Origin of the sequence: Microbacterium sp. (genome assembly GCF_030149085.1) — a bacterium.
Taxonomy (GTDB): domain Bacteria; phylum Actinomycetota; class Actinomycetes; order Actinomycetales; family Microbacteriaceae; genus Microbacterium.
The window spans coordinates 1-10,709 of sequence record NZ_JASBSF010000216.1; the positions used below are offsets into that span (position 1 = coordinate 1).

Genomic DNA, 10,709 nt, shown 5'->3' on the forward strand with positions numbered 1-10,709 from the left:
GCTGGCGACGACCGGCGGGACCTTCTCCATCGGAGCTCTCTGGATAGGCGGTCTGATGATCCTTGCTGGCGCAGCGCTCGCGGTCCGACGGCGGGCCCTGCGCAGCTAGCCCGACGTGCAACTCGGTGGTTCACCATCGACGGGGGCGGCGGTGCTATGCGGCCGCTCCCGTCGCTGTCGGCGCGCAGTGCGGGAGGTATCGACCGGATGCCGACTGCGTACGGCGCCGGATCCCCTCGGTGTCCCAGGATCTCGCACCGACCGGCTGAGGCTGCCCCTCGGCGAGGCAACGATCGGGCAACGTGGCCGGGCTGCGCGCTCTGCCTTCGCTACACTCTGGCCATGTCGAGGGGTGGGGGACAGATGATGGGAAGACCGACGCCGCTGTGGGCCGGCGTTGTTGCACTGAGCGTTGCTCTGGTCGGGTGCACGCCGGCGCCGGAACCCGAGCCGACGCCTTCGGCATCCGCATCGACGGCGCCCTCACCGGATGCCACATCCGACGGGCCACCGACGACCGACCCGCCCGCCGACGAGATCGACCTCGATGCCCTCGCGTGCACCGACCTGCTCGATCTCGCCGTCGCGCAGGCACAATTCGGGGCTGACGCACAGTTCATCGCCGAGCTCGGTCCCGCGGAATTTACCGGCATCATGGCCGGCCCTGTAGCCGAGAACGCGCTGACCGAGGCGACACAGAAGATCGGATGCATCTGGGGCATTCCGCAGAGCGACGGAGCCTTCACTGTCGTCGTCGCCGCGCTGCCGCAGGCATCCCGGGACACCCTCACGACGGCGCTCGGTTCCAGCGTCTTCACGGGCACACTGATCGGTACTGCTCCGGCGTACACGTGGGAGCGCGACGACGCCCTCGGGATGTTCACGACCGTCTACGCTTTCGCGTCCCCACTCTGGGTGACTGTCAACGGCGCAGGCACGACGAGTTCGCAAACCGAGATCACCGGTGACGTGCTCAGTCACCTCCGAACGCTGTACCCGAGCCTCGGCGACTGAGTCCGATCGGCTCCCGCCGCGTCAGTGGCGGCTGTCGTCAGCGGCGCGGCGCGGCTGACGCTGCCCTCCGTAAGGCCACAGCGTCGGAGCGGGAGAGGACGCGCTGTGCTCGCGCGCGAGCGTCGGTCGCGGCATCCGTGAACGGACGACTGCGCGCGGGACCGGCGAGGTCGGCGAGCGAGGCGAGGGTCTTCTGGAGCCGGATGCCGACCTCCACCATTCCGGCACCGTCGCGAGCGGTCGGGCGGAACGCGTCCTCGACGAGGTCGCCGAGGGTGACGGGCTCGACGGTGACGTGGCCGTATGGTGTGTCGTCGTCGGCCTCGGTCTGCAGCATGTTCTCGAACACGCGACTGAGGGCAGCGAGGACGTCGATGGCGGTACCCGGGTCGTTGGTCGAGGGTGAGAGCGCGCGGCTCGCGATCTCAGATAGGGCGATCATCCCCAGTCGCGGGTCCTGGTCGTAGCTTCGGTGGGACTCGATGTGGAATGCGTTGGCGACTTTCGAACGGACCTCTTCATCAACGGTGCCGGCAACCAGCGCGAGGGGGCTGGCCGCGTCGACGACTGTCCCCGGCAGTGCGCGGACATGAATCGTGAGCTCTCGAGCTTCGGCCACCGCTTCCAGGCGGCCGAGATCGATGTGCGTAACGTATCCCGCGCGCTCTGGCCTCACCGGTGTGTTGCACGGGGCGTAGCTACCCGTGACGCCGAACCGTAGGCCGTGACCATCGCAGTCAGGGAGAACGTCGTGACGGCGAGCATTGAGCTCGCGACGATCTACAGGATTTCGTCGACCGACCCCTGCCCCAGGTTGACGGCGAGATCGGGAAGCAGCGGCTCGAGGAACCCCGCCGCGAGGGCGAGCAGCACGGCGGCGAGGCTGAACAGCGAGGCCCGGAACCACACCGCGCGGGTCATCTGGGTCAGAAACACCCTCACGTTTGTCATCGTCGGCTCCGCATGAGAACCCACGCTATCCCGAGGCCCCGTTTATCGGCGAAGCTCTTCCCGAATCGACCACGCGGTGATAAACTTGAGTCAGAACGGCTCAAGTTTGAGCTCACGCAGATTTCGGCGGACGAACCGCCACCCACGTCGCCGCGCAGGAGGCATCATGCAGACCACCCCGATGGCCGACCAGGACGAGCAGCAGAGCGCGCTCGAACAGTTCGGCATCAACCTCACCGACCGTGCCCGCCAGGGCAAACACGACCCCGTCATCGGGCGGGATGCCGAGATCCGGCGTATCAGCCAGGTCCTGACCCGCCGCACCAAGAACAATCCCGTCCTCATCGGCGAACCGGGCGTCGGCAAGACTGCCGTCGTCGAGGGTCTCGCTCAACGCATTGTGGCGGGGGATGTTGCCGAGAGCCTCCGGGGCAAGGAGCTCATCGCGCTCGATATCTCGGCGCTGGTCGCCGGCGCCATGTACCGCGGGCAGTTCGAAGACCGTCTCAAGAAGGTGCTTAAGGAGATCACCGACTCCGAAGGTCAGATCATCACCTTCATCGACGAACTCCACGTGCTCATGGGCGCGGGCGGTGGCGAAGGATCGGTCGCGGCATCCAACATGCTCAAGCCGATGCTCGCTCGCGGCGAGCTGCACATGATCGGGGCGACGACCCTCAACGAGTATCGCGAGTTCATCGAGAAGGATGCCGCGCTCGAGCGCCGCTTCCAGCAGGTCTACGTCGGCGAACCCAACGTCGAAGACACCGTCGCGATCCTCCGCGGCCTCAAGGAGCGCTATGAGGCACACCACAAGGTCGCGATCTCGGATAGCGCGCTGATCGCGGCTGCGGCCCTGTCGCACCGCTACATCCCGAGCAGGCAGCTGCCCGACAAGGCCATCGACCTCATCGACGAAGCGGCATCCCGGCTGCGGATGGAGATCGACTCGGCGCCGCTGGAGATCGACGAGCTGCGACGCCACGTCGACCGGCTGAAGCTCGAAGAGCTCGCGCTCAAGAAGGAGAAAGATGACGCGTCGCGCGAGCGCCTTGAGAAGCTGCGCGCGGACCTGAAGCGTGAGCAGGACAAGCTCTCGGAGCTGCAGGCGAAGTGGGAGACCGAACGGTCGATCCTCAACCGCGTCGGTGAGTTGAAGACGCGCCTGGATGCCGCGCGCATCGAAGCCGAGCGTGCACAGCGTGAGGGTGACCTCGAACGCGCATCGCGCTTGCTCTACGCCGAGATCCCGGCGCTGGAGCGCGGGATCATCGAAGCCGAGAGCATGGAGCCGAGCGAGGACCGCATGGTGAACGAGCAGGTCACCGACGAAGACATCGCGGCGGTCATCGCCGGATGGACCGGCATTCCGGTGGGTCGTCTCCTGCAGGGTGAGAGTGAGAAGCTCGTGCACCTCGAGGCAGAGCTCGGCAAGCGCCTGATCGGGCAGAAGGAGGCAGTGAAGGCGGTCGCCGATGCGGTGCGCCGATCGCGTGCCGGGATCAGCGACCCCAACCGTCCGACGGGCTCGTTCCTCTTCCTCGGCCCCACGGGTGTCGGCAAGACGGAGCTCGCGAAGGCGCTCGCCGCGTTCCTCTTCGACGACGAGCACGCCATGGTGCGGATCGACATGTCGGAATACGGCGAGAAGCACTCCGTCTCACGGCTCGTTGGTGCGCCTCCCGGCTATGTCGGATATGAGCAGGGCGGCCAGCTCACGGAGGCCGTGCGGCGCCGTCCGTACAGCGTCGTGCTTCTCGACGAGGTCGAGAAGGCGCATCCGGAGGTGTTCGACATCCTGCTGCAGGTGATGGATGACGGACGTCTCACCGATGGCCAGGGGCGCACTGTCGACTTCACGAACGTCATCCTGATTCTGACTTCGAATCTCGGATCGCCGATCCTCATCGACCCGACGATGCCGCTGGAGCAGAAGCGGTCACAGGTGCTGGCGCTCGTGCGGCAGGCGTTCAAGCCCGAGTTCATCAACCGGCTCGATGACATCGTGATCTTCCAGGCACTTTCGCAGGACGATCTGGCTCAGATCGTCGAGCTGACGGTCGACCGACTGCAGCATCGCCTTCAGGAGCGTCGACTGACCCTCGCGGTCACCCCGGACGCACGAGGGTGGCTCGCCGAGCGGGGCTACGACCCCGTGTTCGGGGCTCGTCCGCTGCGGCGTCTCATCCAGTCCGAGATCCAGGATCGCCTGGCGATGGCACTGCTGTCCGGCGGGGTCCGCGATGGAGACCTCGTTCGGGTGGATGTCGCGGTCGACGGGGACTCGTTGGTCTTGACCAGTGACGGGCCGGCAGTCGCCCCGGCGCCGCGTCCGGGCGTGTATGACGACATCATCGACGCCGAAGTGATGGACGACTGAACCCAGAAACCCCGCGGGGCTCGTGTTCAACTGATGACCTCGAGCCCCGCGTCTGTCTCGGACGAAATCAGGCGTCGACCAGGACAGTCTCCGACAGCGGCCGGCGGGTACGGGGCGCTGCCTCGCGTTCGCGGACCGCCTCGTCTGCCGCGTCAAGATCGCCCAGGTTCCCGACGGCCATGACCGTGAGCGGGCGAATCGTCTCGGGGAGCGAGAACGCGGCAGCGATGGCGTCGCGGTCGAACCCTCCCATCTGGTGAGTCATCAGGCCGTCGGCGTGTGCCTGCACGGTGAAGTGCGCAGCGGCCTGGCCCGCGTCATACTCGGCCCACGGCAACTCCACGCCGTCATGCTCGGTGTCGGCAAGAAAGACCACGAGTGCTCCCGCATTGACAGCCCAGACCTGGTTGAAACCGGTGAGCGCATTCGAGATCTGCGAGAACGCGTCGGTGCCGCGCCGTGCGACGATCAGTCGCCACGGCTGAGTGTTTGCTGCCGACGGCGCCCAGCGCGCAGCTTCGAGAGCTGCCGACAGTGCTGACTCGTCAATCGGGCGCTCGGCATCGAAGACCCGAGTGCTGCGGCGGTTCGCGAGGACGTCGAGCAGGGCATTGGACGGGGCGATGGTGGTCATGACTTCTCCCGGTGTTGAGGATTATCGGAACGGACCCCGTCGTCCTCTTCGGTCAACACCCAATTTCGCTTGGTATTCCCCGCGCCGCGTCAGGCTCCGTTCATCCGGTCTCGCCACTCCAGCAGCGGCTTCACGGGGGAGAGGTCGTAGTCCGGCCCGTCGATCGAGGGGATGATGAAGCGCACCCCGAGCGGATGCAGCCGCTCCAGGGCATCCTGTTCCAGCAGCGGCCCGAACCCGCGCGGAGTGAAACCCGTCGCGATCTCGATGTCGGCGGGATCCCGGCCGACGCGCGCGCACCAGTCGTGAAGCACGTCGAGCTTGTGGGGGATCTTCTCAATCGGCGTGAACGTGTGCCAGATAGCGGCGTGCTCGGCCACGAGCCGGAGCGTCTTCTGCTCGCCCTGCCCGCCGATGAGGATCGGAATGTCTCGCGTCGGCGCCGGATCCAGCAGCTCCCATCGGCGACGGATACGCCCGAGGTCGTCGCGCAGATCGTTCAGGCGTGATCCGACGGTGCCGAACTCGTAGCCGTACTCGAGGTAGTCCTTCTCGGCCCAGCCCGAGCCCGTGCCGAAGATCAGCCGACCCGTCCCGCCTTTGCGCTGATGTGGTCGACGGTGCGGGCCATGTCGGCCTGCAGGTCGGGGTTGCGGTACGAACTGCAGTTGACGAGCGGGCCGAACTCCACCCGCTCGGTGAGTTCGGCGATGGAGGCGAGCATCGTCCACGCCTCGTAGTGCTCAGCCTCGAGCGGCGCAGTGAGCGGGAAGAAGTGGTCCCAGTTGAAGATCGCGTCGACCCCCAGATCTTCTGCGCGAAGGATGGCGTCGCGGATCTGAGAATAGGAAGAGTGCTGGGGTGCGAGCTGCACACCGACGCGCACGGGACGATGCTCTGCGGGGTGGGTCGTCATCCTTCGAGTATTGCCCGTACCGGTCGCGACCGGGACGCTTGCGGGACTCGGAAGTCTGCCGGTTCTTTCCGGTTACCGGTCCGCGGACGCAGCGGTACGCACGGATAGCGTCAGAGCATGACGATTGCGACGGCAGACCTGTTCGACGAACGCGGTGATGAGCTCGATTCGCTGGGCATCCAGCTGCAGGATATCGGTGGCCGGGTCGCCTTCGACGGCTCGATCCGTACGGTGCGCTGCTTTCGCGACAACGCCCTGGTGAAGGCGACCCTGGCAACTCCGGGACGCGGTGGCGTGCTCGTGATCGACGGGGGTGGCTCGCTCGATTCGGCGCTGGTCGGAGATCTCATCGCGGGATCCGCGGTCGAGAACCGTTGGTCAGGCATCCTCGTGTACGGCGCGATTCGCGACCGCGAAGCGATCGGGCGACTCGACCTCGGGGTCAAGGCTCTCGGTTCGAACCCGCGCAAGAGCGCCAAGGACGGCGTCGGCGACCTGGACGTCCCCGTAAGGATAGGCGGCGTCGTGTTCACTCCGGGCAAGCACGTCTGGGCGGATGCCGACGGCGTGCTCGTCGAACGGTGAGGCGCCTCAGGTGTTGCGAGGTGCGGCTCAGTAGTCGTGGTCGGGCCAGCCGTCAGGCCCGTGCGAACCTGCCGCGTAGTCCTGCAGCGGGACATCACCGGCTGCCCAGGCGTCAAGCACCGGCTGCACGATGCGCCAGCACTGCTCGGCAGCATCCCCACGCACCGACAGGGTCGGGTCGCCGTCGAGAATCTCCGAGAGGACTTCTGCGTAGGCCAGAAGCGCCCCCTCGCCGAGATCGGCGCTGAGCTTTGCCCACGTGAGCGCGAACGGGTCTTCGCTTCCATTGACGTTCAGACCCAGCGACATCCGGTCGGGCCCGAGCGTGAACCGCAGCCGCGACCCGCGGGTCGCGCCGGTGAATCCGTCGGGCAGGTGCCGGACCGGGCGGAATCGGATGAGGATCTCCTTGACCGGATCGCCGACCGCCTTGCCCGAGCGCATCGTGATGGGCACGCCGGCCCAGCGGTTGTTGCGGACTTCGAGCACGACCTCGGCGAGGGTCTCGGTCTCGCGGTCGGGGTCCACCCCCGGCTCGTCGACGTAGTTCGGCAGCTCGCGGCCGTCGATCGTTCCGGCCGTGTATCGCCCGCGGCGCGAGGACGCGACGGGGTCATCGTTCCAGATGCGCGTGGCCAACAGCGCGGAGGTCGTCGCCCCCCGGAGGTCCTGCTCACCGAGCGTCGCAGGCGGCTCCATCGTCACGAGCGCCATCAGCTGCAGGAGGTGGCTCTGGATCATGTCGCGCAGTGCCCCGGCTTTGTCGTAGTAGCCGGCCCGCCCCTCGAGCCCGAGCTTCTCGTCGTAGGTGATGTCGATCGACTCGATGTGCTCAGCTGACCAGATCGGCTCGAGGACGCGGTTGGCAAAGCGGGCGCCGATGATGTTCAGCGACATCGAGCGGCCGAGGAAGTGATCGACGCGGAATACCTGGCTCTCGGGGACGAGCGCCGCGAGCTTCTCGTTGAGCGCGTGGGCGCTGTCGGCATCCGTCCCGAACGGCTTCTCGAGGGCCAGGATGAGTCCGTCGGGAAGGTCGACCGACGACAGTGACTCGCAGGCTTTGGCGGCGATTGCCGGCGGGACCGCGAAGTACAGGGCGATTCGGCCCTGCGTCTCGGAGAGCAGCGAAGTGAGGTCGTCGGGTGCGGTGATGTCGGCCTTCGTGTAGGTCGTGTCGGCGACCTTCTCGAACGCGTCCTCGGCATCCATCGACGCGAAGGCGGTGCGGACGGTCTCGCGCCAGTGCTCGTCGGTCCAGTCATCCATCCCCGCGCCGCGCAGGCGTACCTGGCGACCGGGCTGCCGCGACAGCAGCTGGCCGAGAGCAGGCAGCAGCAACCGGGAGGTGAGGTCCCCCGATGCGCCGAGAATCATGAGCGTCGTCGTCTGGTCGGCCATGTCGCCACCTTATCGACGCTGTGTGTCCGGCAGGCAGATTCGTCGGGAAGTCGTGGGGACGAGAGGTAAGCGACACCAGCTGGGATGCCGCGTGCGCGGTGGATCTACCGCGAACCTTGCCGAGGGCTGACACAATCGGGACATGGCCGCGCCGATCGAGGACTACGCGATTTTGAGCAACTGCCGCACTGCTGCTCTCGTCTCCCGCGAGGGAAGCATTGACTGGCTGTGCCTGCCGAGATACGACTCTCCGTCGATCTTCGGCGCGCTGCTCGGTGAGAAGAAGCACGGTCACTGGAGCATTCGCGCTGCCGACCCCGACGCCACCGTGGCGCGGTACTACGAGGACGACACGTTCGTGCTCGTCACCCGCTGGGAGACCTCGACGGGTGTCGCTGAGGTGCGCGAGTTCATGCCGATCGACGGCGGTCGGGTAGAGCTCGTGCGGCGCGTCGAGGGGGTCTCGGGACACGTCGATTTCACGACGGAGTTGCGGATGCGCTTCGACTACGCTCGCGCGCTCCCGTGGGTGCGTCAGGTAGGCAGCCACGTTGAACCGGCGTTGCTGGCTATCGCGGGGCCGGATGCCGTACTGGTGCGTGGTGTAGAGATGAACCCCGACGACCACGTGCACCGCGGATCGTTCACGGTCGAAGCGCGCAGCGGGGTGGATCTGACCCTGACCTGGTTCCCGTCTCACCGGGAGGCACCGGATCCCGCCGATGTCGATCGAATGCTCACCCACACGCTGCACTGGTGGCGTGAGTGGGCGGGACGTGTCGACCACGATGGCCCGTTCGAAGATGAGGTCGTGCGCTCGCTCATGGTGCTTCGCGCACTGACGCACGAAGACACCGGCGGTATCGTCGCGGCGGCTACCACCTCCCTTCCCGAAGACTTCGGTGGAGTGCGCAACTGGGACTACCGCTACGTGTGGCTGCGCGATGCCGCGCTGACGATCGAGGCGCTCATCTCCCACGGCTTCCTGCGTGTGACGGCGCGCTGGCGGCAGTGGCTGCTGCGCGCTATCGCGGGCGACCCCAAGGATCTGCAGATCATGTACGGGCTTGCGGGAGAGCGCGATCTGGTCGAGCGCGAACTCGCGTCGCTGCCCGGATATGAGGGGTCGGCGCCGGTGCGGATCGGAAACGGTGCCTCCGACCAGTACCAGGGCGATGTCATCGGCGAAGTGATGGTGGCCCTTGAGGCGGCCCGTGTGGCTGGGGTCGAAGAGACCGACTTCTCGTGGGCACTGCAGCGGGCGATGCTCGCGTTCGTCGAGCGCCACTTCGACAAGCCTGACAACGGCATCTGGGAGATTCGTGGCGAGCCGCAGAAGTTCACGCACTCTCGAGCGATGATCTGGGCTGCGTTCGACCGCGGTGCGCGGGCGGTGCGCGACTATGGTCTTCCCGGCGACGCGCAGAAGTGGGAGAGACTGCGTGACCAGGTGCGGGCGGAGATCGACGCGCACGGTTTCGACGCCGAGCGCGGCCACTTCGTGCAGCACTACGGGTCGACCGAAGTGGATGCCTCACTGCTGTTGCTTGCGCAGGTGGGGTTCGTCGCGCACGATGACCCGCGGATGCTGGGCACCGTCGCCGAGATGGAACGCACGCTCATGGTGGACGGACTCCTGCACCGCTATCGCACCGAGAGCGGGGTGGACGGTCTCGCGGGCACCGAGCATCCGTTCCTCGCCTGCTCGTTCTGGCTCGTGGAGCAGTATGCGAACAGCGGTCGTGTGGATGACGCGATGGCGCTCATGACCCGTCTCTGCGGCTTCGCCAACGACGTCGGCTTGCTCTCAGAGGAGTACGACGTCGAGGGCGCCCGTCAGGCGGGGAACACGCCTCAAGCTCTCTCGCACCTTGCCCTCGTCCGGGCCGCCGACGCGCTGGCTGGACACCATGGCCGCGCCGCCGACCGGGAGTAGCGCGCAACAGTCGTGATCCCCGCGACGGTCCCGCGCTCCGAGGCGGAGACGGGACCGACGCGGGATAGCCGGGGCATTCAGATCACGGGGTCTTGAGTGCCTCGCGCCATGAGACGCGCGCGCCCATGCGCAGGATCGAGCGTTCGTAGATCTTTGCCGCCAGCACGATCGCAGCGACACAGGTGGCGATGAGGATGACCAGCGACAGGATCGGCTCCCACCACTGCGCCTCTCCGAGGTACAGCCGAAGCGGCATCCCGACCGGCGCCGAGAACGGCACATACGACATCACGGTGAGCACGACAGGGTTGTCGCCTGCGAAGATCACCAGGAAGTACGGCGCCATGATGAGCATCGTCAGCGGCGCGGTCGTCGAGCCGATGTCTTCCATGCGCGAGACGAGCGAACCCGCCGCCGCGAAAAGGGCGGCGAGCAGCACGAACCCGAAGAGGACGAAGATCGCGAACCAGGCGATCGGGGCGCCGAGGCCCTGGAGCACCTCGCTCTGCCCGGTGACGATCAGCCCTACCACGGCGATCGTGGCGAGGAGCAGGATCTGCGCCATTGCCAGGATGGTGTTCCCGATGATCTTGCCCGCCAGGAGCGTTCGTGCCGGCATTGCCGACAGGAGCAACTCGACGACGCGGGTCTGCTTCTCTTCGACGACGCTCTGGGCGATGGTTCCGCCGAAGAGGGATGCCGCCAGAAGGAAGACGATTCCGAACCCGATCGAGACGAAGTAGCGCAGCGCGAAGTCGACGGTCGCCGGGTCGAGCAGTACGACTGACGGAGACTCCGACAGCCCCATGAGCAGCGACGTCGGTGGCGAGTCCTCGGCGATGACGACCACACCGGTGGGCGAGGATGCGTCATCGACAACCGCGGCGCTGAC

Annotated in this window: 12 protein-coding genes; 5 read left to right on the forward strand and 7 right to left on the reverse strand. The window is 66.8% G+C overall.

Annotation, left to right across the window (positions count from 1 at the left end; genetic code table 11):
• The first annotated feature begins 1 nt into the window (after position 1).
• Entirely contained in the window at positions 2–109 is a 108-nt protein-coding gene (locus Q1V87_RS16285) for an LPXTG cell wall anchor domain-containing protein (RefSeq protein ID WP_366945424.1), read from the forward strand.
• Positions 110–342: 233 nt separating this feature from the next.
• Complete coding sequence (locus tag Q1V87_RS08665) at positions 343–1,014, forward strand: hypothetical protein (protein ID WP_300591735.1); 672 nt, start codon at positions 343–345, stop codon at positions 1,012–1,014.
• Between the two features lie 37 nt (positions 1,015–1,051).
• Here the strand turns inward: Q1V87_RS08665 and Q1V87_RS08670 are convergent, their stop codons facing one another.
• Together Q1V87_RS08670 and Q1V87_RS08675 are read right to left on the reverse strand one after the other, a co-directional pair.
• Positions 1,052–1,690: a DUF2254 family protein gene (locus Q1V87_RS08670; RefSeq protein ID WP_366945422.1), complete on the reverse strand. Its 639-nt coding sequence runs from the start codon at positions 1,688–1,690 to the stop codon at positions 1,052–1,054.
• Between the two features lie 104 nt (positions 1,691–1,794).
• Positions 1,795–1,965, reverse strand: coding sequence for a hypothetical protein (locus Q1V87_RS08675; RefSeq protein ID WP_300591749.1), 171 nt, complete (start codon positions 1,963–1,965; stop codon positions 1,795–1,797).
• 166 nt (positions 1,966–2,131) lie between these two features.
• On the opposite strand from Q1V87_RS08675, the gene Q1V87_RS08680 reads away from it, so the two are divergent.
• Complete coding sequence (locus Q1V87_RS08680) at positions 2,132–4,345, forward strand: AAA family ATPase (RefSeq protein ID WP_300591737.1); 2,214 nt, start codon at positions 2,132–2,134, stop codon at positions 4,343–4,345.
• A gap of 67 nt (positions 4,346–4,412) precedes the next feature.
• Here the strand turns inward: Q1V87_RS08680 and Q1V87_RS08685 are convergent, their stop codons facing one another.
• The 3 genes from Q1V87_RS08685 to Q1V87_RS16290 form a co-directional block, all read right to left on the reverse strand.
• Positions 4,413–4,979 carry a nitroreductase family protein gene (locus Q1V87_RS08685; protein WP_300591739.1) on the reverse strand — a complete coding sequence of 189 codons (567 nt, stop codon included), beginning with the start codon at positions 4,977–4,979 and terminating at the stop codon, positions 4,413–4,415.
• A gap of 89 nt (positions 4,980–5,068) precedes the next feature.
• On the reverse strand, positions 5,069–5,647 hold the full coding sequence (locus Q1V87_RS08690; protein WP_363498959.1) for an LLM class flavin-dependent oxidoreductase: 579 nt from the start codon (positions 5,645–5,647) through the stop codon (positions 5,069–5,071).
• Positions 5,560–5,895 (reverse strand): LLM class flavin-dependent oxidoreductase, encoded by a 336-nt coding sequence (locus tag Q1V87_RS16290; RefSeq protein ID WP_366945423.1) that lies wholly within the window; start codon positions 5,893–5,895, stop codon positions 5,560–5,562. The genes Q1V87_RS08690 and Q1V87_RS16290 overlap by 88 nt, the downstream gene beginning before the upstream one ends.
• 117 nt (positions 5,896–6,012) lie before the next feature.
• On the opposite strand from Q1V87_RS16290, the gene rraA reads away from it, so the two are divergent.
• Positions 6,013–6,480 carry a ribonuclease E activity regulator RraA gene (rraA, locus tag Q1V87_RS08695; protein WP_300591741.1) on the forward strand — a complete coding sequence of 156 codons (468 nt, stop codon included), beginning with the start codon at positions 6,013–6,015 and terminating at the stop codon, positions 6,478–6,480.
• 27 nt (positions 6,481–6,507) lie between these two features.
• On the opposite strand, the gene Q1V87_RS08700 is transcribed toward rraA, so the two are convergent.
• Entirely contained in the window at positions 6,508–7,881 is a 1,374-nt protein-coding gene (locus Q1V87_RS08700; protein WP_300591743.1) for a glucose-6-phosphate dehydrogenase, read from the reverse strand.
• A gap of 142 nt (positions 7,882–8,023) precedes the next feature.
• Between Q1V87_RS08700 and Q1V87_RS08705 the strand changes: the two genes are divergently transcribed.
• Positions 8,024–9,817, forward strand: coding sequence for a glycoside hydrolase family 15 protein (locus tag Q1V87_RS08705; protein ID WP_300591745.1), 1,794 nt, complete (start codon positions 8,024–8,026; stop codon positions 9,815–9,817).
• An 82-nt stretch (positions 9,818–9,899) separates the two neighbouring features.
• Here Q1V87_RS08705 and Q1V87_RS08710 read toward each other — a convergent pair.
• The coding region (locus Q1V87_RS08710) for an ABC transporter permease (protein WP_300591747.1) at positions 9,900–10,709 on the reverse strand (810 nt) is incomplete at its 5' end.

Coding starts and splice junctions, on each gene's coding strand:
- Q1V87_RS08665 (WP_300591735.1), top strand. CDS start 343: ATGTCGAGGGGTGGGGGACAGATGATGGGAAGACCGACGCCGCTGTGG.
- Q1V87_RS08675 (WP_300591749.1), bottom strand. CDS start 1,965: ATGACAAACGTGAGGGTGTTTCTGACCCAGATGACCCGCGCGGTGTGG.
- Q1V87_RS08680 (WP_300591737.1), top strand. CDS start 2,132: ATGCAGACCACCCCGATGGCCGACCAGGACGAGCAGCAGAGCGCGCTC.
- Q1V87_RS08685 (WP_300591739.1), bottom strand. CDS start 4,979: ATGACCACCATCGCCCCGTCCAATGCCCTGCTCGACGTCCTCGCGAAC.
- Q1V87_RS16290 (WP_366945423.1), bottom strand. CDS start 5,895: ATGACGACCCACCCCGCAGAGCATCGTCCCGTGCGCGTCGGTGTGCAG.
- rraA (WP_300591741.1), top strand. CDS start 6,013: ATGACGATTGCGACGGCAGACCTGTTCGACGAACGCGGTGATGAGCTC.
- Q1V87_RS08700 (WP_300591743.1), bottom strand. CDS start 7,881: ATGGCCGACCAGACGACGACGCTCATGATTCTCGGCGCATCGGGGGAC.
- Q1V87_RS08705 (WP_300591745.1), top strand. CDS start 8,024: ATGGCCGCGCCGATCGAGGACTACGCGATTTTGAGCAACTGCCGCACT.